At 68.5% G+C, this 23,872-nt stretch carries 26 protein-coding genes and 1 tRNA gene; 12 read left to right on the forward strand and 15 right to left on the reverse strand.

Annotation, left to right across the window (positions count from 1 at the left end; translation table 11 throughout):
* Nucleotides 1-46: 46 nt before the first annotated feature.
* From DKG75_RS16315 to lgt, 7 genes are all read right to left on the reverse strand, one after another.
* Nucleotides 47-670, reverse strand: coding sequence for a 50S ribosomal protein L25/general stress protein Ctc (locus DKG75_RS16315; protein ID WP_109922338.1), 624 nt, complete (start codon nucleotides 668-670; stop codon nucleotides 47-49).
* Nucleotides 671-771: 101 nt separating this feature from the next.
* Entirely contained in the window at nucleotides 772-1,980 is a 1,209-nt protein-coding gene (locus DKG75_RS16320; protein ID WP_109922219.1) for a multidrug effflux MFS transporter, read from the reverse strand.
* 270 nt (nucleotides 1,981-2,250) lie between these two features.
* Nucleotides 2,251-3,186 carry a ribose-phosphate pyrophosphokinase gene (locus tag DKG75_RS16325; protein ID WP_109922220.1) on the reverse strand — a complete coding sequence of 312 codons (936 nt, stop codon included), beginning with the start codon at nucleotides 3,184-3,186 and terminating at the stop codon, nucleotides 2,251-2,253.
* A 145-nt stretch (nucleotides 3,187-3,331) separates the two neighbouring features.
* The gene (locus DKG75_RS16330) at nucleotides 3,332-4,222 is read right to left on the reverse strand and encodes a hypothetical protein (protein WP_109922221.1); all 891 of its coding nucleotides are present in this window, start codon (nucleotides 4,220-4,222) and stop codon (nucleotides 3,332-3,334) included.
* 67 nt (nucleotides 4,223-4,289) lie between these two features.
* Complete coding sequence (gene pgeF / locus DKG75_RS16335; protein WP_109922222.1) at nucleotides 4,290-5,057, reverse strand: peptidoglycan editing factor PgeF; 768 nt, start codon at nucleotides 5,055-5,057, stop codon at nucleotides 4,290-4,292.
* Nucleotides 5,054-6,133 (reverse strand): class I SAM-dependent methyltransferase, encoded by a 1,080-nt coding sequence (locus tag DKG75_RS16340; RefSeq protein ID WP_109922223.1) that lies wholly within the window; start codon nucleotides 6,131-6,133, stop codon nucleotides 5,054-5,056. The genes pgeF and DKG75_RS16340 overlap by 4 nt, the downstream gene beginning before the upstream one ends.
* Nucleotides 6,130-6,975: a prolipoprotein diacylglyceryl transferase gene (gene lgt / locus DKG75_RS16345; protein WP_109922224.1), complete on the reverse strand. Its 846-nt coding sequence runs from the start codon at nucleotides 6,973-6,975 to the stop codon at nucleotides 6,130-6,132. Before lgt ends, DKG75_RS16340 begins: the two co-directional genes overlap by 4 nt.
* A gap of 108 nt (nucleotides 6,976-7,083) precedes the next feature.
* Here lgt and DKG75_RS16350 point away from each other — a divergent pair, with 108 nt between their 5' ends.
* From DKG75_RS16350 to DKG75_RS16360, 3 genes are all read left to right on the forward strand, one after another.
* The gene (locus tag DKG75_RS16350; protein WP_109922225.1) at nucleotides 7,084-7,338 is read left to right on the forward strand and encodes an accessory factor UbiK family protein; all 255 of its coding nucleotides are present in this window, start codon (nucleotides 7,084-7,086) and stop codon (nucleotides 7,336-7,338) included.
* A gap of 8 nt (nucleotides 7,339-7,346) precedes the next feature.
* Complete coding sequence (locus tag DKG75_RS16355; protein ID WP_109922226.1) at nucleotides 7,347-8,027, forward strand: gamma-glutamylcyclotransferase; 681 nt, start codon at nucleotides 7,347-7,349, stop codon at nucleotides 8,025-8,027.
* Between the two features lie 370 nt (nucleotides 8,028-8,397).
* Nucleotides 8,398-9,039: an NAD(P)H-binding protein gene (locus DKG75_RS16360; protein ID WP_109922227.1), complete on the forward strand. Its 642-nt coding sequence runs from the start codon at nucleotides 8,398-8,400 to the stop codon at nucleotides 9,037-9,039.
* A gap of 32 nt (nucleotides 9,040-9,071) precedes the next feature.
* Here the strand turns inward: DKG75_RS16360 and DKG75_RS16365 are convergent.
* Nucleotides 9,072-9,146: transfer RNA gene (locus DKG75_RS16365), tRNA-Gln, on the reverse strand.
* A 323-nt stretch (nucleotides 9,147-9,469) separates the two neighbouring features.
* Here DKG75_RS16365 and DKG75_RS16370 point away from each other — a divergent pair.
* The 6 genes from DKG75_RS16370 (at nucleotide 9,470) to DKG75_RS16395 (ending at nucleotide 12,979) form a co-directional block, all read left to right on the forward strand.
* Entirely contained in the window at nucleotides 9,470-9,967 is a 498-nt protein-coding gene (locus tag DKG75_RS16370) for a type III secretion system chaperone family protein (RefSeq protein ID WP_109922228.1), read from the forward strand.
* Between the two features lie 27 nt (nucleotides 9,968-9,994).
* On the forward strand, nucleotides 9,995-10,825 hold the full coding sequence (gene proC, locus DKG75_RS16375) for a pyrroline-5-carboxylate reductase (protein WP_109922229.1): 831 nt from the start codon (nucleotides 9,995-9,997) through the stop codon (nucleotides 10,823-10,825).
* Between the two features lie 55 nt (nucleotides 10,826-10,880).
* A complete protein-coding gene (locus DKG75_RS16380) occupies nucleotides 10,881-11,504 on the forward strand; it encodes a TetR family transcriptional regulator (RefSeq protein ID WP_109922230.1) in 624 nt (207 codons plus the stop codon).
* 65 nt (nucleotides 11,505-11,569) lie between these two features.
* Nucleotides 11,570-12,016, forward strand: coding sequence for a phasin family protein (locus tag DKG75_RS16385; RefSeq protein WP_109922231.1), 447 nt, complete (start codon nucleotides 11,570-11,572; stop codon nucleotides 12,014-12,016).
* A gap of 104 nt (nucleotides 12,017-12,120) precedes the next feature.
* Nucleotides 12,121-12,555: a phasin family protein gene (locus tag DKG75_RS16390; protein WP_109922232.1), complete on the forward strand. Its 435-nt coding sequence runs from the start codon at nucleotides 12,121-12,123 to the stop codon at nucleotides 12,553-12,555.
* Nucleotides 12,556-12,616: 61 nt separating this feature from the next.
* On the forward strand, nucleotides 12,617-12,979 hold the full coding sequence (locus tag DKG75_RS16395) for a tRNA-binding protein (protein ID WP_109922233.1): 363 nt from the start codon (nucleotides 12,617-12,619) through the stop codon (nucleotides 12,977-12,979).
* Between the two features lie 7 nt (nucleotides 12,980-12,986).
* Here DKG75_RS16395 and DKG75_RS16400 read toward each other — a convergent pair whose 3' ends face one another.
* From DKG75_RS16400 to DKG75_RS16415, 4 genes are read right to left on the reverse strand one after another with little or no spacing between them, the layout of a single operon-like run.
* Complete coding sequence (locus DKG75_RS16400) at nucleotides 12,987-13,712, reverse strand: hypothetical protein (RefSeq protein ID WP_109922234.1); 726 nt, start codon at nucleotides 13,710-13,712, stop codon at nucleotides 12,987-12,989.
* A 12-nt stretch (nucleotides 13,713-13,724) separates the two neighbouring features.
* Nucleotides 13,725-15,092, reverse strand: coding sequence for an ATP-binding protein (locus tag DKG75_RS16405; protein WP_243746538.1), 1,368 nt, complete (start codon nucleotides 15,090-15,092; stop codon nucleotides 13,725-13,727).
* Nucleotides 15,080-15,778 carry a response regulator gene (locus DKG75_RS16410; RefSeq protein ID WP_109922235.1) on the reverse strand — a complete coding sequence of 233 codons (699 nt, stop codon included), beginning with the start codon at nucleotides 15,776-15,778 and terminating at the stop codon, nucleotides 15,080-15,082. Before DKG75_RS16410 ends, DKG75_RS16405 begins: the two co-directional genes overlap by 13 nt.
* 1 nt (nucleotide 15,779) lies before the next feature.
* Nucleotides 15,780-16,280, reverse strand: coding sequence for a MarR family winged helix-turn-helix transcriptional regulator (locus tag DKG75_RS16415; RefSeq protein WP_109922236.1), 501 nt, complete (start codon nucleotides 16,278-16,280; stop codon nucleotides 15,780-15,782).
* Between the two features lie 162 nt (nucleotides 16,281-16,442).
* On the opposite strand from DKG75_RS16415, the gene DKG75_RS16420 reads away from it, so the two are divergent.
* The 3 genes from DKG75_RS16420 (at nucleotide 16,443) to DKG75_RS16430 (ending at nucleotide 18,702) form a co-directional block, all read left to right on the forward strand.
* The gene (locus DKG75_RS16420; protein ID WP_109922237.1) at nucleotides 16,443-17,327 is read left to right on the forward strand and encodes a branched-chain amino acid aminotransferase; all 885 of its coding nucleotides are present in this window, start codon (nucleotides 16,443-16,445) and stop codon (nucleotides 17,325-17,327) included.
* 318 nt (nucleotides 17,328-17,645) lie between these two features.
* On the forward strand, nucleotides 17,646-18,038 hold the full coding sequence (locus tag DKG75_RS22765; RefSeq protein WP_133636975.1) for a hypothetical protein: 393 nt from the start codon (nucleotides 17,646-17,648) through the stop codon (nucleotides 18,036-18,038).
* Nucleotides 18,016-18,702 (forward strand): hypothetical protein, encoded by a 687-nt coding sequence (locus tag DKG75_RS16430; protein ID WP_133636973.1) that lies wholly within the window; start codon nucleotides 18,016-18,018, stop codon nucleotides 18,700-18,702. The genes DKG75_RS22765 and DKG75_RS16430 overlap by 23 nt, the downstream gene beginning before the upstream one ends.
* A 76-nt stretch (nucleotides 18,703-18,778) precedes the next feature.
* Here the strand turns inward: DKG75_RS16430 and greA are convergent, their stop codons facing one another.
* The 3 genes from greA to carA all read right to left on the reverse strand — a co-directional run bounded on the left by greA (nucleotide 18,779) and on the right by carA (nucleotide 23,793).
* A complete protein-coding gene (greA, locus tag DKG75_RS16435; protein WP_109922240.1) occupies nucleotides 18,779-19,252 on the reverse strand; it encodes a transcription elongation factor GreA in 474 nt (157 codons plus the stop codon).
* Between the two features lie 97 nt (nucleotides 19,253-19,349).
* A complete protein-coding gene (gene carB, locus DKG75_RS16440) occupies nucleotides 19,350-22,577 on the reverse strand; it encodes a carbamoyl-phosphate synthase large subunit (protein ID WP_109922241.1) in 3,228 nt (1,075 codons plus the stop codon).
* Nucleotides 22,570-23,793 (reverse strand): glutamine-hydrolyzing carbamoyl-phosphate synthase small subunit, encoded by a 1,224-nt coding sequence (carA, locus tag DKG75_RS16445; protein WP_109922242.1) that lies wholly within the window; start codon nucleotides 23,791-23,793, stop codon nucleotides 22,570-22,572. The genes carB and carA overlap by 8 nt, the downstream gene beginning before the upstream one ends.
* Between the last annotated feature and the right edge of the window lie 79 nt (nucleotides 23,794-23,872).

Raw genomic sequence — 23,872 nt, forward strand, 5'->3', positions numbered from 1 at the left:
GAGGAGGGGCCCGGCCGAAAGGGGTGGCCGGGCCCTTCCGGACTGATTACTTCTTGCCCTTCTTGGCCGGGGCGGCAGCCGCGGCGGCGGGGGCTTCCGGACCGCCGGTCGGCGGGGCGATGGTGACCACGGTGAAGTCGCGGTAGTTGATCGTCGGGGTCACGCCTTCGGGCAGGGCGACCTTGCTGATGTGCAGCGAGTCGCCGATTTCGAGGCCGGCGAGCGAGACGGTGATGGCTTCCGGCACGGATTCGGCCGGGGCCTTCACTTCGATCGAGTGACGGACGATGTTCAGCACGCCGCCGCGCTTGATGCCCGGGCTGGCGATCGCGTCGGTGGTGACGACCGGCACTTCGACGGTGATCAGGCCGTCCTTGGCGATGCGCATGAAGTCGACATGCAGGGCGCGGTCGGTGACCGGGTGGAACTGCACGTCGCGCGGCAGGACGCGCTCGGTGCGGTCGCCGATCTGCAGGTCGAACACGGTCGACAGGAACTTGCCGGTGTTCAGCTCACGCTCGAGGAATTTCTCCCCGATGGTGACGACTTCGGCGGCTTCCTTGTTGCCGTAGATCACGGCGGGAACTCGGCCTTCGCGACGGGCGGCCCGGGCGGACCCCTTACCGGCCCGGTCGCGCGCCTCGACGGCGAGCGTAGCAATCTTGGACATGGTCTTCTCCATAGGAAAACGCCCGCCTCCAGGGGTGCGGGCGTCGGTGAACGCGGGTAGATAACGCAAAACCCCGCGCAGCGCAATTTGAAACGGCTGATTCAAGCCTTTGCCCGCTCGCTGCGGGCGGCCAGGCGGAACGACGCCTGGCCGATCACCCCGGCCCCGGCCAGGACCACGGCGGCGGCCAGCATCGGACTGTCGCCGACGCCGGCCAGCGCCGCGCAAAGGGCGCCGACCGCCATCTGGACGAAGCCGTAAAGCCCGGAGGCGGAGGCGACGGCCCGGGGATCGACGCTGATCGCCTTGGTCATCGCCGCGGGCGAGGCCAGCCCCATGCCGAAGGTGAAGACGAACATCAGCCCGACAAGCAGGGGCACGGTGACCAAGCCGCCAAGGACGACGGCGAGGGTGGCGATGCCCGCCGCCGCGCTGGTGCCGTTGCCGAGCGCCAGCATGCGCCCGGTCTCGATCCGCGGCGCCAGCCACGACGCGAGCACGCTGCCGAGCCAGATGCCGAGGATCAGCACGGCGAGATAGATCCCGACCTCATAGTCGGGCCGGCCTAGTTCATGGGTATAGATGAAGGGTGCGGCCGCGACATAGCCATACATGGAGGTGGTGGCGCAGGCCCCGCCCAGGGCATAGCCGAGGAAGGCGGGGGAACGCAGCAGCCCGGCATAGTTCCGCAGCACCGCCGCCGCCCCGCCCGAAGCCGGGCGCGCCGGTTCCGCCAGCAGGCGCCAGGTCAGCAGCAGGTTCAGCCCGCCGAGGCCGACCAGGGCCCAGAGGATGGACCGCCAGCCCAGCGTTTCCGCCAGCAGCGTGCCGGCCAGCGGCGCCACCCCGGGGCCGATCACCACCATCAGGTTCATCAGGGCCATGCGCCGCGCCGCATCACTGCCCGCGGAAAGATCGCGCACGATCGCCCGGCCGAGCACCAGTCCGGCGCAGCCGCCGAGCGCCTGGAACAGCCGGGCCGCGATCAGCGCCTCCGCCCCCGATGCCACGACCGAGGCGAGCCCGGCCAGCGTATAGAGGATAAGGCCGGCCATCAGCACCGGCCGGCGGCCGAAGCGGTCGGCGACCGGGCCGTAGATCAATTGCCCGAAGGCGAGGCCCAGAATATAGAGGCTGATGGTCAACTGCATCTCGGCCGGCGAGGCGGCGAGATCGGCCCCGGCCCGGGGCAGGGCGGGCACGAAGATATGCATGGCCAGCGTGCCGCTGAAGGTCAGCAGCGCCAGCAGCCACAGCGGAGCGCGGGGATCGGGGCGGGCACCGGAGCCCCGGTGCGGATCGTCGGACATGAAATTCTGAGCGATAGAACGGATGCTATACGAATGATCGATTCTACCCTGCGGCAGGCGTGAGGCTTTCGCAGGGCACCCCTGACGCATGTGATCGCCTTGTGAGCGAAGCCTCGCCGGGGTCGATGGCTGGCTGGAGGAGCCCCGCTTCACCCGCGCATTCTTGTTGAGCGACCGTCTGGCCGAAGCCCTGCGCTTCGGCCGGGACTGGTCCGCCGTCCGAGCCCCCGGGCGGATCGTTTCCGCCGGGGGCTTTTCGGCCGGGCCCGTTCAGTCGAACAGGCTGGAGACCGAGGTCTCGTCGTTGATGCGGCGCATGGCTTCCGCGATCAGGGGGGAGATCGGCACCCGGCGGATGTTGCGGCACAGGCGGACCGCTTCGGTCGCCTGGATCGAGTCCGAGATCACCAGCGATTCGAGCTGCGAGGCCGAGACCCGGGCGACCGCGCCGCCCGACAGCACGCCGTGGCTGACATAGGCGGAGACGCTTTTCGCCCCCTTGGCTTTCAGGGCCGCGGCGGCATTGCACAGGGTGCCGGCGGAATCGACGATATCGTCGACCAGGATGCAGCGCCGGCCCGCGACCTCGCCAATGATGTTCATCACTTCCGATTCGCCGGCGCGCTCGCGCCGCTTGTCGACGATGGCGAGATCGGCGTCGATGCGCTTGGCGATGGCCCGGGCACGGACCACGCCGCCCACGTCCGGCGACACGATCATCAGGCGTTCTTCGGTGCCGTATTGTTCCCGGATGTCCTGGACGAAGACCGGGGCCGCGAACAGGTTGTCGGTCGGGATGTCGAAGAAGCCCTGGATCTGGCCCGCGTGCAGGTCGAGAGTCAGCACCCGGTGGGCCCCGGCGGTGGTGATCAGGTTGGCGACCAGCTTGGCCGAGATCGGCGTGCGCGGGCCGGGCTTGCGGTCCTGGCGGGCATAGCCGAAGTAGGGGATGACGGCGGTGATCCGCTTGGCCGAGGCCCGGCGCAGGGCATCGATGCAGACCAGCAGTTCCATCAGGTTGTCGTTGGCGGGAAAGGAAGTCGACTGGATGACGAAGACGTCCTGGCCGCGCACGTTTTCCTGAATCTCGACGAAGACTTCCTGGTCCGAGAAGCGGCGGACGCTGGCCTTGGTCAGGGGGAGGTTGAGGTAGGCGGCGATCGCCTCCGCCAGCGGTCGGTTGCTGTTGCCGGCCAGCACCTTCATAAGCGCACCCGCTCGTTGGATCCGGTAAGGATATATGGATGGGACCGCGGCGACCTGCCCGGGCGCCGGCGGAAATTCGCGCGCTTTTTATCAAGCCGTCACAAGGCTGTAAACGCGCGACGGCGTTTATCGGCGCAACTGTGTGTTACCGGCCACGCAGGGCATGGACCAGTTGCAGGATGCCGTCGGCCCCGCCCTGGGCCGCGGCGCCCGCGATCGGGCCCCAGGAATGGTTCAGGCTGCCGGCGGGCACCTGGTTTTCCTGGTCGATGGTCGCGATTACCTCGCCGCCGCGCCGGACCTCCCACGACAGGGTGACTTTCTCGATCCTGGGGGTGATCGGGGTCAGCGTCACCGTGCCGGTCACGGAAAGGCTGCCCTCGGCCGGCTTGTCGAGCACGGCGAGGCCGCCGATGGCCAGCGCCTGGCGCATGGCGGCGGCCAGCGACCTATTGCCGTCGCCCGGGGCGCCGCCGACCCCGGTGACGACGACGCTGGCAAGCGCTGCCGGCGCCGCCGCCGGCGCGGCCGGGCGCGGGGCCGGGGCGGTCGCGGCGGTGCCGGTGACGGCTGCCGCGACCTGCGCCGCCACCCGGTCCAGGACCGCGCCGTCGATGGTTGCCGCCGGGCCCGGCAGGGGCACCTGCCAGCGGCCGGCGGCGATCCCGTCCGGCCGGGACAGGGCGATCGCCAGGGCGGAACCTTCGACCGCGGTGGTCAGGACATAGCTCTGGCTGGCGGCATTCCGGGTCGTCGCCAGGATGTCCTTCTCGACCAGGGCCCGGGCGATGGCGGCGGCCATCAGGGCGGGGCGGCCGTCGGCCCCGCTCGACAGCGCCGAGGTCGGCGTCACCAGCACCGGGACGCCGGACAGCATGCGCCCCCCCGTTTCGGCGGCCGCGGGCGGCACCAGGGCCTTGGCCGGCGGCGGATGGCCGAGCAGGCGGCCGAGCCGGGTCCGGCCCGAGCAGCCGGCCAGCGCGAGGGCCGCGACGGTGAGCGCGATCAGCGCCCTGTGACGCCTAGATAAGGACACAGGACGCCAACAGCCCGAGCAGGAGAAAGCCGAGGAAGATCATGAGATGGGGCATGGCGCCTCCCCTTCAGTCCAGCACGATCGCGGCGAGTTCGCGGCCATAGTCGCCTTCGCCCGCCAGGGTGGTGCGGCGGAACGAGAAGAATTGCCCGGCATCGCCCGCCGTATCCAGCCCCGACACCTCGACAAGGCCGAGGCCGGCCCGGGCCAGGCGGGCGGCGACATAGCCGGCGAGATCGAAATGCGGCCGGCTGTCCGGCGTCGCCCGGGCGAAGAAGCGGGCGGCGCCCGGGCCGTCCGCTTCGAGAAAGCGGGCCTCGAATTCCGGCCCGACCTCATAGGATTTCTGGCCGATGCAGGGGCCGATGGCGGCGGCGATCCGTTCGCGGGCGGCGCCGAGCGCCACCATGGCGGCGACGGTCGCCTCGGCGATGCCGGTCAGGGCGCCCTTCCAGCCGGCATGGGCGGCGCCGATCACCCCGGCCTCGCGGTCGGCGAAAAGGATCGGCGCGCAATCGGCGGTCAGGATGCCGAGGCCGAGGCCGCGTTCGCGCGTCACCATGGCATCGGCCTTCGGCCCTGCGCCCGGGGCCCAGGGCGCCTCGACCGTCACCACATCGGCGCTATGGACCTGATGGAGGGAGAGCAGCTGGCGGGCGCCCACCGCGGCCCCGACGCGGTCGCGATTCTCGATCACGGCCGGCCGCGCGTCGCCGGAGCCGAGCCCGCAGTTGAGCGAGGTATAGAGCCCTTCGGAAACGCCGCCGCGGCGCCCGAAAAACCCATGGGACAGGCCGGCAAGGGCATCGGCCGAATGGCGGGGCGGCTGGGTCATGGCGGGCTTTCGAACGCTGGGGGCACGGCCAGGGCCGGATGGGTGAGGGCCAGGGCCTTGAACAGGCTGCCCATCTGGCCGGGCGCGGTCAACCGCTCGCAGGCGCGGGCCACGGTCTCGCGCTTGTCCGGGTTGGCGGCGGCGAGGCGGGCCGCCCGCGCGTCGATGCCGAGCGCCGCCAGCAGCTGGCCCTGGGTCACCGGGCCATGGGCGCGGGCGCCGCCGGCCGCGGCCGCCTCGGCCAGATGGGTGAAATTGACATGGGCGGTGACATCCGCCTGCCCCAGGGTGGCCAGGACATCGGCATAGGCATGGCCCGCCAGCGCCTGCAAGGTATCGGCAAAGCCCCGATGGGCGGCGCCATAGTCGATCAGCAGGGCGGCGCCGCCCTGGCGGGCGAGACGGGCGCCCAGGGTGCGGGCGATATCGCTCCCGGCCGGGCACCATTCGAGCAGGTCGCCGGGCGCCGGCCGGTCGTGCGCGGGCAGCAGGCCGGGCTCGGCCGCGGCGGGCGCAAGGCCGAAGCACAGGGCGCCCGCCGCATCGAGACCGACCACGCGCTCGTGAAAGCCGCGCGGCGTGAAGACGAATTGCCGGATCGGCAGGGCATCGAAGAATTCATTGGCGACGACGAGCAGGGGGGCATCCCCCGGCAATTGGTCGACATGGTCGTGATGGACAACCGGGGCCTTGATCGTCGCCGCCTGGATCGCCCGCAGCCGGGCCGAGGTTTCGACCAGATGCACCGGCCGGTCCAGGGGAAAGCCGGGCACGCGGGCCAGGCTGCGCCGCGCATCCGCCATCAGGGTGCCGCGCCCGGGCCCCAGTTCGACGAGATGGACCGCGGCCGGCGCGCCCATGGCCATCCACACCGCGCCGAGCCAGAGGCCGAGCAATTCGCCGAACATCTGGCTGATCTCGGGCGCCGTGATGAAATCGCCGGCACTGCCGAAAGGCTCGCGCACCATGTAATAGCCGAAGCGGGGGTGCGACAGGGCTTCCGCCATCACGGTCGAGACGGGCAGGGGCCCGTCCAGCGCGATGCGCGAGGCGAGACTGGCCGCGAGCGGGGTCATGCCTTGGCGGGCACCGGCGCCGGCTCGCTGCGGTCGGGGGCCGGGCGGCGCTTCGCCGTCGCCAGCAGCCAGAGGCCGATCAGCACCATGGGCACGGACAGGATCTGCCCCATGGTGGTGCCGAAGGCGAGGAAGCCGAGCTGGACGTCCGGCTCGCGGAAGAATTCGGCGACGATCCGGGCCACGCCGTAGCCGATGAGGAAGACCCCGGTCAGCGCCCCCATGTGCCGCCGGATGCCCCGGGCGTTCAGGATCATCAGCAGGATGAAGAGAACGACGCCTTCGAGGGCCGCCTCGTAAAGCTGGCTCGGGTGGCGCAGCAGGCCCTTCGGATCGGCCGGGAAGACCATGGCCCAGGAGACGTCGGTCGCCCGGCCCCAGAGTTCGCCGTTGATGAAATTGGCCACCCGCCCGAAGAACAGGCCGATGGGCACCACCGCGGCGACGACATCGCCGAGCGCCAGCAGGGGAATGCCCCGGTTCCGCGCGAAGAGGACGACGGCGAGAATGACGCCGAGCAAGCCGCCGTGGAACGACATGCCGCCCTCCCAGATGCGCAGGGCCGCCAGCGGATGCTCGATATAGACCGGGAAATTATAGAACAGGACATAGCCGACCCGCCCGCCCAGGACGATGCCGAGGGTCAGCCAGACCACCAGGTCGTCCACTTCCCGGGGCTGGACCGGCGTCTTCGGCTGGGCCGCGATCCGCATCGCCAGCCGCCAGCCGAGAATGATGCCCGCGACATAGGCAAGCGCATACCACCGGATGGCCAGCGGCCCGATCTGCAGGGCGACGGGATCGATGGCCGGAAAGGCGATGGCGGGAAGCGTGGTCAGCATGGGCGGGCTCCGCGGGTCGGCGAGGGCGGTTTTCGGCCGCCGTCCCTCCGGTGTCAAGCGGGCGCGGCGCCGCTTGCGTTGGCGCCACGGGCGGGGCAAAGTGCCCCCATGCAGACCGACAACCGTTTCTTCGATGATCTCGCCCGTCTGGCCACCGGTGCCATGGGCGCCCTCCAGGGTGTTCGGCAGGAGGCGGACGGCGTCGTCCGCCAGCTGGTCGAGCGCTTCGTCGCCGACATGCAGCTCGTCCCGCGCGAGGAGTTCGAGGCGGTGAAAGCCATGGCCGCCAAGGCCCGGGCCGAGAACGAGGCGCTGGCCGAACGGCTGGCCGCCCTCGAGGCGAAGCTCGGCCCGCAGGGCTGAGGCCGGCCGTGTCGCTCCGCCGGGGCGACCTGGCCGCCGACGATTTCGAGGATGCTCTCCGCCAGCTCCAGCCCGGCGCCGGCTTCCAGTTCGTGCCCGCCGAAGCGCGGGAAGCATCGCTTCAGGCGACTTTGGCCGCCGCCCCGCCGGGCGATCTGTGGCTGTTCGGCTATGGCTCCCTCATGTGGGCGCCGGCGATCGAGCACCAGGGCAGCGCCGCCGGCCTGCTGCGCGGCTGGCACCGGCGCTTCTGTCTCTGGACCCATCTCGGGCGCGGCACGATCGAGGCGCCGGGCCTCGTCCTCGGCCTGGAGCGGGGCGGCGCCTGCCGCGGGCTCGCCTTCCGCATCGCGCGCGACCGGGCGGAGGAGGAACTGCGCCTGGTCTGGCGCCGGGAAATGCTCACCGGCGGCTATTGCCCGCGCTGGGTGTCGATCGAAACCCCGGAGGGGCCGATTCGCGCCGTCACCTTCGTCATCAACCGGGACGGCGCCCGCTATGCCGGGCGCCTGTGCGACGAGCGCACCGCCGCCACGATCGCCGGGGCCGAGGGCCACCTCGGCAGTTGCCGCGACTACCTCGAAGAAGCGATACGCGCCCTCGACATGCTCGGCATCCGGGATCGCTATCTCGACCGGCTGCGACGCAAGGTGGCCGCCTGCGCCGTCGCGGATCCACGCCACCCGTGAGTCCGCGATTCTGGTGCTGAATTTGGCGGCAATTGCACCGTTTCGGAGCAAGCCGGCTTGCGGACTCTCCGCAATCCCGACTAATTTCAACCTGTGGGTCGGCAGCCCTCAAGGCGCTCCGATGGTCCGGAGCAATCACATGCCGGCCTGCCGTTTCGACAAGGACATCATCCACTCGAACACTAAGCCCGCCGAGCCGGCAATCTCGGCGGGCTTTCTTTCGCGCATCCCCCCCCTCACCCCGGCCCTCTCCCCGGAGGGGCGAGGGAGAGGCGGCATCGACTCCCTCGCCCCGCTTGCGGGGAGAGGGCGGGGGTGAGGGGGGAGAGAAAACCGGAATGGCGAAATATTCTTCGACGGGGGACCGGGCATGACTCGCTTGCTGGTACTCGGGGCGACCGGGGCGGTCGGCCGGGCGGTGGTGGCCAGGGCCCTGGCCGATCCCCGCTTCGCCATCGTGACGGCGCCCACCCGCCGGGCCCTGCCGCCCCATGACCGGCTGGCCAATCCGCTGATCGAACTGACCGCCGCCACCGGGGCCGAGCCGTTCTGGCCCGCCGACGCTGTGATCTCGGCGCTGGGCACCACCCAGAAACAGGCCGGCGGCCGGGCCGCCTTTCACCGCATCGACCACGATCTGGTGCTGGAAAGTGCCCGCCATGCCCGGGCCGGGGGTGCGGCGGCATTGGGCTTCGTTTCCTCGGTCGGGGCGTCCGCCGCCTCGCCGTCCTTCTATCTGCGCACCAAGGGGGCGGTGGAGGCGGGCTTGCGCGCCTTGACCTATCCCTCCCTCACCATCGTCCGCCCGTCGATGATCGATGCCGGCCGGCGCGAGCGCCCGCGCCCGGGCGAGGAACTGGGGGCCGCCGTGTTCCGCCTGCTGGCCCCGGTGATCCCGCGCCGCTATCGCGCCGTAACCCCGGACGCCATCGCCGCCGCCCTGATCGAGGCCGTGCTGGCGGCAAGGCCCGGCGCCGCCGTCGTCGAGTCCGAGGCGATCGCCCGGGCCTGATCCGCGATGTCCGGTCCGCGATAGGGGGAGAATGGCTGGGGCGCCAGGATTCGAACCTGGGAATGGCGGTACCAAAAACCGCTGCCTTACCACTTGGCGACGCCCCAGCAGGACCGGCTGCCTAGCCGGTCGTTCGGGTGCGCGGAACATATGGACTTGTCTCGGCTTCCGCAAGACCCCGCGTGCGGGCGGTGCGGCGCCGGGTTTCGCGCCGCGGCGGGGAATGCGGCCTTGCGGCGAATCGCCGGCTTTGTCACCGTTCCAGACATGGTGGATGCGATCACCCCGACCCTCGATGACGGTCACTGCCGGGCAAGGCGGCGGTTCCCCCGGGGTTTTCGGCGCTCGCGTCCCGGCACTCCCACAATCTGGTTTTTCCCGCGTGTCCGGACGCCACGCCGCCCGGCCGCCCAGCACGAGGAGTAGGGTCATGGCTACGCTTTACACCGAGCAGGAAAGCACGATCGCCGATCCGATCGACGTGATCGAGCAGATCGTCGCCGCCAATGACTGGCCCTTCGACCGGGCGAGCGATGGCGAACTGTCGGTCGCCGTGACCGGGTCCTGGTGCGACTACCACTTCGGCTTTTCCTGGCGCGAGGCGGAGCGGGCGCTGCAACTGACCCTGGCCTTCGACCTGCGGGTGCCGGCGGCGCGCCGCCCCGAGATCTACCACTTGCTCGGCCTGATCAACGAGCAATTGTGGCTCGGCCATTTCGATCTCTGGTCGGACGACGGCGTCGTGCTGTTCCGCCATGCGACCCTGATGGGCGACGTCGTCTCGGTCTCGGTATGCGAGGAATTGATCGAGATCGCCATCGGCACCTGCGAGCGCTTCTACCCGGCCTTCCAATTCGTGCTCTGGGGCGGTAAGAGCGCGGGCGAAGCCTTGGCCGCGTCGATGTTCGAAACCGTGGGCGAGGCCTGACAGGCATCCATCCTCAGGGGTTTGAACATGACGGGTGAAACGACGCTGGCCCTGGACCGGCCGCTGCTGCTGGTCGGTTGCGGCAAGATGGGCGGGGCCATGCTGGACGGCTGGCTGGCACGCGGCCTTGTCCCGGCCCGGACCTATGTCGTCGAGCCGGCGGGGGCGCCCGCCCTGTCGGCCCGGGGCGTCCATGTCGTCGCCGGCCTGGCCGAGCTTCCGGCCGATCTCGACCCGGCGGCGGTGATCGTCGCCGTGAAGCCCCAGACCATGGACAAGGTCCTGCCCGCGCTCGCCCCCCTGGCGGGGGCGCGGACCCTGGTGCTGTCGATCGCCGCCGGCAAGCGCATCGCCCTGTTCGAGGCGGCGCTCGGCGCCGGCGTGCCGGTGGTGCGCGCCATGCCGAACACGCCCGCCGCCGTCGGCCGGGGCATGACCGTGCTCGTCGCCGGTGCTGCGGCCGGGCCCGCCGAGCGGGATCTCGCGGGGCGGCTGTGCGCCGCGGTCGGCGCCACCGGCTGGGTCGACGACGAAGGGCTGATCGATGTCGTCACCGCCCTGTCCGGCGGGGGGCCCGCCTATGTCTTCCTGCTGATCGAAACCCTGGCCAAGGCGGGGGCCGCGGCCGGCCTCGATCCGGCGCTCGCCATGCGCCTCGCCCGCGAGACGGTGATCGGCTCCGGCGAACTGGCCCGCCTGTCGCCCGAGCCGGCGGATCAATTGCGCCGCAACGTCACCAGCCCCGCCGGCACCACCGAACGCGCCCTGAACGTGCTGATGGCCGCGGACGGGCTCCAGCCCCTGTTCGACCGGGCGATTGCCGCCGCCGCCGCCCGCTCGCGGGAACTGGCCGGTTAGGCTTTTCAAGCCGCGGCTTCACCGGCATCCTGAAGCCCGGGCGAGGGAGGGGACCATGGCGCCGACGGGGGACACGGATACGGATACGCGGACGGCGGCGGTGATCGCGGCCGCCCTGGCCCTGGCCGCCGAACAGCCGTGGTCCGGGGTGGGCCTGGCCGCCATCGCCGCCCGCGCCGGCCTGCCGCTGGTCGACCTCTATCCCGACCTTCAGTCGAAGACCGCGATTCTCCGCGCCTTCGCCCGCCGGATCGACCGGCTGGTGCTGGCCGGGGAAGACGAGTCCCTGTTGCGGGAACCGCCGCGCGACCGCCTGTTCGATGTCCTGATGCGCCGTTTCGAGGCGCTGGCGCCCTGGCGGGCGGGCCTGCGCTCGATCGTGGCGGCGGAGCGGCGCGATCCCCTGGAAGCCCTGCGCCGGGTGCCGGATTTCCTCGCCTCCATGCGCTGGATGACGGCGGCCGCCGGGCTCGACGGCGACGGCATCGCCGGCTTCATCCACCGGCGCGGCGCCGAGGCGGTGTTCCTTGCGGTCCTGCCGGTCTTCCTTGCCGACGAGAGCGAGGATCTGGCCCGGACCATGGCCGCCCTCGACCGCCAGCTGACCCGCGGCGACCGTATTCTGCGCCGCCTGCCGATGCGCCTGTTCCGGGGCGGCTCGGTCGTCGACGCGCCTTGAGCCTTCGATATAGTGATCTCCGTTCCCGCGATTCGACGGGAACGCCTGCTGGAGGATGAACGCCGATGAGCGACGAAAAAACCGGTCCCAATCTTCTCGGTCTCGATGTCGGCAAACTTCTCGGCAGCTTCCGCCTGCCGGCGGTCGACGTCGGCCAGCTCATCGAAACCAACCGCAAGAACATGGACGCCCTGATCGCCGCCCAGCGCTCGGTCACCGACGGCTACACCGGCCTCGCCAAGCGCCAGGTCGAGATCTTCCAGAACACCATGGAAATGGCCCAGGCCGCGATCAAGGCCAAGCGCGAGGCGAAGAAGGGCGGCGAGGACGCAGGCGCCGAAGGCCCGTCCTCGACCGAGATCGCCCGCATGGCGCTGAACATGGCGATCCAGAACATGAAGGATCTGGCCGAGGCGGCGGCGAAGGCCAACGGCGAGGCGCTGACCCTGATCAACGACCGCATGAAGGCATCCTTGACCGAACTCAAGGGGATGCGCGGAAAGAAGGAGTAGGTGATATATTGTGCACCGCCGTTCATATTCGACGGCAGTGTGCGAGCATGTCTCTTCCCCCCGTTGGCGCCTGGGCGGGCGCCGTCCTGCCGAAAGGACTCGCTATGGCCTCCGATAAGCCTGAATTTCCCTTCTTCAATTTCGACGTGAAGAAATTCGTCGGTGACCTGAAAATGCCCAATGTCGATCTCGATTCGATCGTTTCCTCCTCGCGGAAGAACATCGAAGCCCTGACCCAGGCGAACCGGATCGCCTTCGAGGGCTTCCAGGCGGTTGCCCGGCGCCAGGTGGAAATCATGCGCGAAACCATGACCGAGGCGGCCAGCGTGCTGCGCGGCGTGATGTCGGGCAACCCGGGCGACGTGAAGGTGGCGCCCGAAGTGCTGAAGAAGGCGTTCGAGGCGGCTCTCGCGAACATGCGCGAACTGGCCGAACTGACCTCCAAGGCCAATTCCGACGCCTTCGACGTGGTGCAGAAGCGCGTCGCCGATTCGATCGAGGAACTGAAGGCCCTGACCGGCAAGGCCAAGGGCCAGTAATCTCCAATCCGGGCGGGCCGGCGGCAGGCTGTCGCCGGCCCGTCTTTTTTGCGGTGGTGCGATGGCAGAGGACGGCACGGGGCCGGCGCCCCAGGCGACATTCGACGATTTCCTGAAGCTCGATATCCGCGTCGGCACGATCGTCGCGGCCGAGCCGTTCCCGAAAGCGCGGAAGCCTGCCTACAAGCTGACCGTCGATTTCGGCGGCGAGATCGGGCTGCGCCGGTCCTCGGCCCAGATCACGGTGCATTACACGCCCGAGGCGCTGGTCGGCCGGCAGGTCCTGGGCGTCGTCAATTTCCCGCCCCGCCAGATCGGCCCCTTCATCTCGGAAGTCCTGGTCCTCGGCCTGCCGGACGAGACGGGCGCGGTCGTGCTGATCGGCCCCGGCCAGGCCGTGCCGGACGGCGGCCGGCTGTTCTGAAGGCCGTTCAGCGGAACGTCCGGGACGGGCCGCTCTCCTCTTGGCTTTGATCGTCCGGCACCGGTCCGGCAGCGGGCGAGGGGGACCGGAGGCGTTCCTCGGCGGCGGCGATGCCGGCCTCGGCGCCGGGGCCGGTGACGATGCTGCCGGCAAGGCGGATGCCGCCGATGGTCAGGGCGATGCCGACCCCGCCTTCATCGAGCAACAGACGGCCAAGCGCGCCGTCCGCATCGGTGATCTGACAGCCGATGCGGTCGAAGGACAGGGCCTTGGGGCCGGCGGCATCGGCCGGGCCGCGCCGGGCCGGCATGACCAGGCGGTCGCAGCGTCCCGCCATCGGTGCGGCCCGATGAAAGGTCAGGTGGTAGTTGGCCCCGGCGGCCAGGATGGCGGCATTGCCGCTGAAGCGGCCGGCAAGCTCGTTCAGCCGTTCGGCCGGGATGGGAAATTCGAGTGCCACCGCCGGGCCGCGCAAGGGGGCATGATCCGCGCCCCGCACCTCGGTCCAGAAGCGCAGCACGCCGCCCTCCAGGCTGGGGGGCGAGACGGCGGCGCAGGCCGCGCCCGGCACCACCCGGCCGTCCCGGATCACCGAGGTGGCGGCGCAGTCGACCGTCCAGGGCGGGGCGCTGTCGTCCACCGGCTTGCTGTCGAACCAGTCGTCCAGCGTCTCCTCGGCCTGGGCCGGGGCGGCGGCAAGGAACAGGAACAGCAGCACGGGCCAGACGCGCATCGCTCGTCCCCCTCAGACCGGCAGGCGGATGCGGGCGCGCAGCCCGCCCAGCGGGCTTTGCTCCAGGAAAATATCGCCGCCGTGGCTGCGCGCGACATCCCGGGCGATGGCAAGGCCGAGGCCGACCCCGGCATCGACCGGGTTGCGCGCGTCGTCCAGGCGGACGAAGGGGCGGAAGGCATCCTCGCGCCGGTCGTCCGGGATGCCGGGGCCGTCGTCGTCGACGATCATCTCGACCCAGCGGGCCGAGGCGGCGAGCGAAACCCGGACATGGCCGGCATGGCGCTGGGCATTGTCGATCAGGTTGACCAGGCAGCGCTTCACCGCCTGCCGGCGCAGGGTGACCACCAGAGGGGCGAGGGCCGGGGCCTCGACCGGGGTGGTGCGGTGGCCGGCATTGGCATCCTCGGCCACTTCGGCGATCAGGGCGGCGATATCGGTCTCGGCCGGCTGTTCCCCTTCCTGGCCGCGGGCGAAGGCCAGGAATTCCTCGATCATCCGCTCGACCTCGACCACGTCGCGGGTCAATTCCTCCTGGTCCTCGCCGTCGCCCATCATGGCGAGGCGCAGCTTCATCCGGGTCAGCGGCGTGCGCAGGTCGTGGCTGATGCCGGCCAGCATTTCCGTGCGCTGGCGCAGGTGGCGCTCGATGCGCTGGCGCATGGCGATGAAGGCGGCGGCGGCGCGCCGCACCTCCCGCGCGCCGGAGGGTTTGAAGTCGTCGGCCTTCTGGCCCTTGCCGAAGGCTTCCGCCGCCTCGGTCAGGCGGACGATGGGGCGGATCTGGTTGCGCAGGAACAGGATGGCGACGGTCAGCAGCAGGACCGACAGGCCGACCATCCAGAAGAACAGCAGTTCGTTGGTGGTGGTCGTGATCCGCTTCAAGGGCACCGAGACATGGAGCACGCCGTCGCCGAGGTCGAAACTCATCAGCACATTGTCGGGGCTGGACAGCGTGTCGATGACCACGGGCAGGCCGACCACCTTGGTCAATTCCGTGCGCAGCACCCGTTCGAGGATCGGAAAGCGGATCTCGGTCGGCGGCGGCAGGTCGGCCTTGGGCTCGAAGCTGATGGTCAGCTGCATCGCGTTCCGCGCCAGCTGATAGATGCGCGAATTGTCGCCGCCGGGGCTGAGGTCCAGTTCGGCGACGATATAGGCGATGTCGCCGGCGACGATGTAGCAGATGCGCCGGGTCACCAGTTCCCAGTGCCGGTCGATGAAGATATAGGACAGGATCGATTGGGACAGCAGCACCGGCGCGACGATGATGATGAGCGCCCGGGCGAAGAGGTTCTTGGGCAGCACCCGCTTCACCGCCAGCGCCAGGCGATCGAGCGGGGCGCCGCCCCGCGCCGTGCTGCCGGTCAGTTCAGCCACAGGACATAGCCCTTGCCGCGCACGGTCTGGAGGTGGTGGGGGGCCTTGGGGTCGTCCTCGATCTTGCGCCGGAGCCGCGTCACCTGGACGTCGATGGTGCGTTCCTGGGCCTGGCCCGTCGCCTCCGCCAGTTCCTCGCGGCTGATCGGCTCGCCGGCGCGTTCGGCCAGCAGGCGCATCAGGGTGAGTTCGCCGGAGGTCAGCCGCACCGTTTCCGGCCCGCGCTGCAATTCGCCGCGCCGCAGGTCCAGGCGCCAGGCGCCCAGGTGGATGATCTCGCCCTCCGGCGCCGGGGGCGCGGGCTCGGCCGTCTTCCGCCGCAGGATGCCCTGGATGCGCAGCACCAGTTCGCGCGGCTCGAACGGCTTGGCCAGATAATCCTCGGCCCCGGCCTCGAGCCCGGCGATGCGGTCGTCCGGCCCGCCGCGCGCGGTCAGCAGCAGGACCGGCGGGCCGGCCCCGGCGTGCAGGCGGCGGGTGAACGACACCCCGTCCTCCCCCGGCATCATGACGTCGAGGACGACGAGATCGAAGGCGATCGCTTCCAATTGGCGGGCGGCCTCGGCGGCATCGCCGGCGGTCGAGACGCGGAAGCCCTGGTCGCCCAGATATTTCGCCAGCAGGCCGCGCAGCCGGGCGTCGTCGTCGACCACCAGCAGATGGGCGGGGGCGGGGGCGTCGGTCATCTCAATCCTTGTCCACGGCGGCGAGCACCGTATCCCGGTCCGCCTCGTTGATCAGGCCGATCAGCACGCTGCGGAAACCGGCCACCGCCTCGGCCCCGGCCTCGCGGTAGGCGCGGGTCACCCGGCTGCGCTGAAGGCCCGACAATTGCCGTTCCAGTTCGACCCCCTTGTCGGTCAGCGACAGCAGGCGCTGGCGCCGGTCGCGGGTGCCCTGGACCTGGGCGATCAGGCCTTCGCCGATCAATTGGGACAGCACGCGCGACAGGCTCTGCTTGGTGATCTTCAGGATGCCGAGCAGTTCGTTCACCGTCATGCCCGGGCGCCGGCCGACGAAATGGATGACCCGGTGATGCGCCCGCCCCATGCCGTGGCGGGCCAGAACCGCGTCGGCGTCGGACGTGAAGTCCCGATAGGCGAAGAACAGCAGTTCGATGCCCTGGCGAATCTCTTCGTCACGCAGGAACAGGGGATTGGGGCGTGCGCCCTGAGGCAAACTGCTCATGATCGGCGATATTCTTCTCGAAGGTCCCGCCCAGCATCCTGCCCTGTCGCCGGCAAACTGCAAGAGCCAGGCTTTAATATGTCAGGAATATTGACGTAGTAAGGGGCGCCGGTTGGCGTTACCCTGCTGGCCTTCGAGGAAACAGACGGGCAGGACAGGATCATGGCAGGCGCGCCTTTCGACGATCGCGACGGTTTCATCTGGCTCGACGGGCAGTTGGTGCCTTGGCGCGATGCACGGGTCCATGTCCTGACCCATGCCCTGCATTATGCCTCCTGCGTGTTCGAGGGCGAGCGCGTCTATGGCGGCACGGTGTTCAAGCTGACCGAACATTCGGAACGGCTGGAAAAATCCGGCAAGATCCTCGGCTTCGACCTGCCCTATGACGTGCAGGCGATCGACGACGCCACCCGCGCGGTGGTGGAAGCCAACGGCATCGTCGACGGCTATGTCCGCCCGCTGGCCTGGCGCGGCTCGGAAATGATGGGCGTGGCGGCCCAGGCCAACAAGATCCATGTCGCCATCGCCTGCTGGCTGTGGCCGTCCTATTTCTCGCCGGAAGCGAAGCTGAAGGGCCTGCGCCTGACCATTGCCGACTGGAAGCGCCCGGCCCCGGACACGGCGCCGACGGCGTCCAAGGCGGCCGGCCTCTACATGATCTGCACCCTGTCGAAGCACAAGGCCGAGGCGGCTGGCTATGACGACGCCCTGATGTTCGACTACCGCGGCCAGGTCGCCGAGGCGACCGGCGCCAATATCTTCTTCGTCAAGGACGGCCAGCTTCACACCCCGAAGCCCGATTGCTTCCTCGACGGCATCACCCGCCGCACGGTGATCGACCTCGCCCGCCAGCACCGGATCGACGTCATCGAACGCGCCATCCAGCCGGGCGAATTGGAGGGCTTCGAGCAGGCCTTCCTGACCGGCACGGCCGCGGAAGTCACCCCCCTGTCCGAAATCGGCCCCTATAATTTCGAAGTCGGCACCATCACCAAGACCCTGATGACGGCTTATGACGATCTGGTGCGTGGCCGGGTGCGGGAGTAGTCTTCGCGCCTCGGTCGCCGATCGAATGCTGGCCCTGGGGGGGGGGCTTGATGCGGGCCAATCGCCTGTTCTGCTGAAGAAGGCCGCTCAGTATTTTCTCGCTGGTGCGCAATCTTTCGGGAGCGCTATCATCCGCACGCTGAGGGTGTAGAAACTGTCGTTGCATCGCATGGCGCCGAGTCGAGCCGGCTTAATCGGCTGATCGATTTCAATTTATGTTTGCGCTTGCGGCGTTCGATGCTACCCCTCGTAAATGTGGCTTGTTTGCTTGTACAGGCAACCACATATCGATGCCGGATAGGAGGCAGGACAGGCGATATGATGAGGCTCGATCGGTCTAGGAACTCTTCCAGACTGCATAAGTCCACGACCGAGTCGTTGGGGTCTGGCCCTCGCGACAAGAAGAAGCGGGCACTCGGCGCAGGTTCGAGGCGGCGAAACGCTGAGCAAGCCCTTGCCATCAAGAAGGCTGTGGAGCGGCTCGATGAACTGGGGAAGCGGAAGGGCGCCGGCTACAAGGTCGTCTCTCTCGAGCAGGCCGCAGCCTTCACGGGCCGCGAACCCTTGGTGGTCGAGCCGAGAGTGCCGGTCCGCGGGAGACGCAGGCTCAAGATCGCCGAGGCGGTTGCGGCCGTGATCGAGCAGCGCTTGGCAGAAGAGAACGGTGATCCGGAAGTGGTAGTCGAGAATGGTTCGGCGTCAGAAGGCTAAAGGGATCGAAGGGGGCGCAATTTCAAATGAGCAGATGGTCAGGCCCGAGGTATTCCTGAACTGTCCTTTTGACGTTGAATACCATCCGATGTACGAGGCGATCGTCTTCACGGTCATGGCCCTTGGTTTTCAGATACGGGTGGCCAAGGAAGTCGAGGATTCCAGCCAGTCCCGCTTGGCGAAGATCATCGAAATCATTCGGGAAGCGCCATTGGGAATCCACGATCTCAGCCGTGTCGGGCTCGATCCCCATACCGGGGTCGCGCGTTTCAACATGCCTTTGGAGCTTGGGCTGTTTCTTGGCGCCAAGGCATTCGGCGCCAGGGCCCAGAAGGCCAAGGTCGCGCTGATTCTCGATACCGTGCGCGACCGCCATCGCGACACGACTTCGGATCTCGCAGGCAACGATATTCAATATCACGCGGACGATCCGGAAATTGCCGCCATCAAAGTAAGGGATTGGCTCGCGGCGAATGCACTGGGGAGGAGGTCCCTGCCCGGGGCCCGAATGCTGATCGAGCACTATCGCAAATTCACGGATGATTTCCCCAAGATCAGAGATCGTCTCGGGCACTATGACAATGTTCCCTACCGGGACTTTCTGATCATCATAAGGGACTGGCTTCAGGCGGCCCCGCTGCCCCAGGCGACATCGCCCCACTGACCGGGGCCTACCGACCGGGACCGACCACGGCCTGCACGTCCGTGGCAAGCGCCGCGAACGTGCAGGCGGCGGCCTCTCAGGCGAATTTGACCTTCAGGATCTCATAGGATTTGTGGCCGCCGGGGACGGTGACCTCGATCTCGTCGCCGACCGTCTTGCCGATCAGGGCGCGGGCGACGGGGGAGGAGACGGAAAGCCGGCCGGCCTTCACGTCCGCCTCGTCGACGCCGACGATCTGATAGACCACTTCCTCGTCCGTATCCGCATCCACCAGGGTGATGGTGGCGCCGAACTTGATCACGGTGCCGTTGAGTTTCGAGACGTCGATCACCTGGGCGCGGGAGATCTTGTCCTCGAGCTCGATCACGCGGGTTTCGATGAAGCTCTGCTTTTCCTTGGCGGCATGGTACTCGGCGTTTTCCGACAGGTCGCCATGCTCGCGCGCGGCGGAAATGGCCTGGATCACCGCCGGCCGGTCCACCGTCTTCAACCGCTTCAATTCGGCTTCCAGGGCTTCGTACCCCGATGCCGTCATGGGCACTTTTTCCATCGCCCCTCTACCCGATCAATAGGCCCGCCCGAACGCGAAGACCACCACAGTTGGCAATGCCCGACCGGCCGGAAAGCCGATCGGGCATGCGCGGACATCAAGTGTAGGATTGCAGCGGGGCAACTTCAAGGCGCCCGAGGCGAAGCGCCGCGATCGCCTTGACCGCCGCCTCCATCCCCGCCGTCGTGGTGTAATAGGGAATCTTGAGGGTCAGCGCGGTGCGCCGGATCTCGAAGCTGTCGGCGATCGACTTCGAGCCCTCGGTGGTGTTGAACATCAGGGCGATCTCGCCGTTCTTCATCGCATCGACGATGTGCGGACGGCCTTCCAGCACCTTGTTCACGCGCTTCGCCGGCACGCCGTTGTCGCCGAGGAAATCGGCCGTGCCCTTGGTCGCGACGATTTCGAAGCCCAGCGCGACCAGTTCGCGCGCCGGCTCCAGCACCGCGTCCTTGTCGGCCTTGCGCACCGAAATGAACACCTTGCCCGATTGCGGCAGGCGGGTGCCGGAGGCGAGCTGCGACTTGGCGAAGGCCAGTTCGAAAGTCTTGTCGAGGCCCATGACCTCGCCCGTCGACTTCATCTCGGGCCCGAGCAGGATGTCGACGCCGGGGAAGCGGGCGAAGGGGAAGACCGATTCCTTCACCGCGACATGGTCGAGCTTCTTCCAGCGGAGGCCAAAGCCCGCCAGCTTCTCGCCGGCCATGACGCGGGAGGCGATCTTCGCCACCGGCTCGCCGATCGCCTTGGCGACGAAGGGCACGGTGCGCGAGGCGCGCGGGTTCACTTCGAGGACATAGATATCGTCGCCCTGGATGGCGAACTGCACGTTCATCAGGCCGACGACGCCCAGCGCCCGGGCCATCAGCTCGGTCTGGCGCTTCAATTCCTCGATGATCTCGGGCGAGAGCGTATAGGGCGGCAGGGAACAGGCGCTGTCGCCCGAATGGATGCCCGCCTCCTCGATATGCTCCATGATGCCGGCGACATAGACGGTCTCGCCGTCGGCGAGCGCATCGACGTCGACCTCGGTCGCCTGGTTCAGGTAGCCGTCGATCAGCACCGGATTGTCGCCCGAGACCACCACCGCCTCGGTCATATAGCGGTTGAGACCGGGGACGTCGCGGACGATTTCCATGGCCCGGCCGCCCAGCACATAGGACGGGCGGATGACCACGGGAAAGCCGATGCGCTCGACGACCGCGCGGGCCTGTTCGATCGAGGTGGCGATGCCGTTGTTCGGCTGGCGCAGGTCCAGCGTCTGGAGCAGCGCCTGGAACCGCTCGCGGTCCTCGGCGACGTCGATGGCGTCGGGCGAGGTGCCGAGAATAGGAATGCCGTCCTGTTCCAGCGCCTTGGACAGTTTCAGCGGGGTCTGGCCGCCGAACTGCACGATGACGCCGTGCAGCGTGCCGTTCTGCTTCTCGGTCTCGATCAGTTCGAGCACGTCCTCGGCGGTCAGCGGCTCGAAATAGAGCCGGTCCGAAGTGTCGTAGTCGGTCGAGACGGTTTCCGGGTTGCAGTTGACCATGATGGTCTCATAGCCGGCTTCCGTCAGGGCGTAGCAGGCATGGACGCAGCAATAGTCGAATTCGATGCCCTGGCCGATCCGGTTCGGGCCGCCGCCGAGAATCACCACCTTCTTCGCGTCGGTCGGCTGGGCCTCGCAGTCGGGCGCGCCGAAATCGGGCGATTCATAGGTCGAATACATATAGGGCGTGCGGCTGTCGAATTCGGCCGCGCAAGTGTCGATCCGCTTGAACACCGGGCGGACGCCAAGGGCCCGGCGGGCCTTGCGCACCGCCTGTTCCGTGGTGTCGCCAAGGGTTGCCAGGCGCTGGTCGGAAAAGCCCATGGCCTTCAGGCGGCGCCAGCCGGCAGCGGTTTCCGGCAGGCCGCTGTCGAGGATCCGCTGTTCCTCGGTTACGATCTCTTCGATCTGGCGCAGGAACCAGGGGTCCATCTTGGTGATGTCGGCGATCTCGTCGACCGAAAGCCCGACACGGAAACCGTCGGCGACGACGACGAGGCGGTCGGCGACCGGCTTGCCCAGTTCCACCTCGATCAGGTCGCGGTCGCCGTGCAGGCGCTCGACCGGGTCGAAGCCGGTCAGCCCGGTTTCCATCGACCGCAGCGCCTTCTGCACCGATTCCTGGAAGGTGCGGCCGATCGACATGGCTTCGCCCACCGACTTCATGGCGGTGGTGAGCAGGGGATCGGAGCCCTTGAACTTCTCGAAGGTGAAGCGCGGCATCTTCGTGACGACATAATCGATGGTCGGCTCGAAGGAGGCCGGCGTCACGCCGGTGATGTCGTTCATCAGCTCGTCCAGCGTATAGCCGATGGCGAGCTTGGCCGCGACCTTGGCGATCGGGAAGCCGGTCGCCTTGGAGGCCAGCGCGGAGGACCGCGACACGCGCGGGTTCATCTCGATCACGACCATGCGGCCGTCCGCCGGGTTGATGGCGAACTGGACGTTGGAACCGCCGGTCTCCACCCCGATCTCGCGCAGCACCGCGATCGAGGCGTTGCGCATGATCTGATATTCCTTGTCGGTCAGCGTCAGCGCCGGCGCGACGGTGATCGAGTCGCCCGTATGGATGCCCATCGGGTCGATATTCTCGATCGAGCAGATGATGATGGCATTGTCCGCCTTGTCGCGGACGACCTCCATCTCATACTCCTTCCACCCGGCGACCGATTCCTCGATCAGCACTTCGGTGGTGGGCGAGGCGTCGAGGCCCGAGGTGACGATGCGGTCGAATTCCTCACGCGTGTAGGCGATGCCGCCGCCGGTGCCGCCAAGCGTAAAGGACGGGCGGATCACGGCGGGCAGGCCAATCTCGGCGAAAGCGTCCAGCGCCTCGGCCATCGAATGCGCCACGCGGGACTTCGGGCTCTCGAGGCCCAGCTTGTCCATGGCGTCGCGGAAGCGGAGCCGGTCCTCGGCCTTTTCGATCGCCTCGCGATTGGCGCCGATCAGCTCGACATTGAATTTCGCCAGCGTGCCGTCGTCGGCCAGCGCCATGGCGGTGTTCAGCGCCGTCTGCCCGCCCATGGTGGGGAGCAGGGCGTCCGGCCGTTCCTTCTCGATGATCTTGGCGACGATCTCGGGCGTGATCGGCTCGACATAGGTCGCATCCGCCAGGCCGGGGTCGGTCATGATGGTCGCGGGGTTGGAATTGACCAGGACGACCCGGTAGCCCTCGTCCTTCAGCGCCTTGCAGGCCTGGGTGCCCGAATAGTCGAATTCGCAGGCCTGGCCGATGACGATCGGCCCGGCCCCGATGATCATGATCGAGGTGATGTCTGTACGCTTAGGCATGGGACTTCACCAGGGCGATGAACCGGTCGAAGAGATAATGGCTGTCCTCCGGGCCGGGCGAGGCTTCCGGGTGATACTGGACGGAGAAGACCGGGCGGTCGAGCATGCGCAGGCCCTCGTTGGTGCCGTCGAAGAGGGAGACATGGGTCTCCTCCGCATTGGCCGGCAGGGTTTCGGGCAGGACGACGAAGCCGTGGTTCTGGCTGGTGATCTCCACCTTGCCGGTGGTCTTGTCCTTCACCGGGTGGTTGGCGCCCCGGTGGCCCTGTTTCATCTTGACAGTCCTGGCGCCGAGGGCCAGGGCCAGCATCTGATGGCCGAGGCAGATGCCGAACACCGGCTTGCCGGTCTCGATCAGCGCCTTGATCACGGGCACGGCATATTCGCCGGTCGCGGCCGGATCGCCCGGGCCGTTCGACAGGAACACGCCGTCGGGGCCGAGCGCCAGCACCGCCTCGGCCGAGGTATCGCCTGGAACGACGGTGACGCGGGCGCCGGTATTCGCCAGGCAGCGCAGGATGTTCCGCTTCACGCCGTAATCGATGGCGACGATGTGGAATTGGGCATTGTCCTGGCGGCCATAGCCCCCGCCCAGGGACCACAGGGTCTCGTCCCAGGTATAGGTCTGGCGGCAGAAGACCTGCTTGGCGAGATCGAGGCCCTCGAGGCCCGGGAAGGCCTTCGCCTTCGCCTTCAGGGCGTCGAGGTCGAACACGCCCGCGGCATTATGGGCGATGATGCCGTTCGGCGCGCCGGCGGCGCGGATCAGCCGGGTCAGGCGGCGGGTGTCGACCCCGGCAAGGCCGATCAGGCCGCGCTGCTTCGCCCAGGCATCGAGGTGGCTGGCGGCGCGCCAGGACGAGGGCTCGGTGATGTCGGCGCGCAGGATCAGGCCGCACGCGCCCGGGCCCACCGATTCGATATCCTCGAAATTCGTGCCGACATTGCCGACATGAGGGAAGGTGAAGGTGATGATCTGGCCGCTGTAGGAGGGATCGGTCAGGATCTCCTGGTAGCCGGTCATGGATGTATTGAAGCAAACCTCGCCGACCGCGTCGCCTTCGGCCCCCAGGCCTCGGCCCCAAAGTACCGTCCCGTCCGCAAGGACGAGAACGCCGGTCGGTTTGGCGCCCGCAGCCTGATCGGCATTTGGGCGCGCGTCGTCAGGAATGCTGCCCCGCACGGGAAGCGGGGGCACGGAATCTGGCGTCGTCATCGGGAAACTCCGCGGCGGGTGCACCCGCCGGTCAAATCGGGCGGACCATAAAGGCGCGGGTATTCACAGTCAAGTCATG

Source organism: Zavarzinia compransoris (assembly GCF_003173055.1).
In the GTDB taxonomy this organism is placed as follows: Bacteria; Pseudomonadota; Alphaproteobacteria; order Zavarziniales; family Zavarziniaceae; genus Zavarzinia; species Zavarzinia compransoris.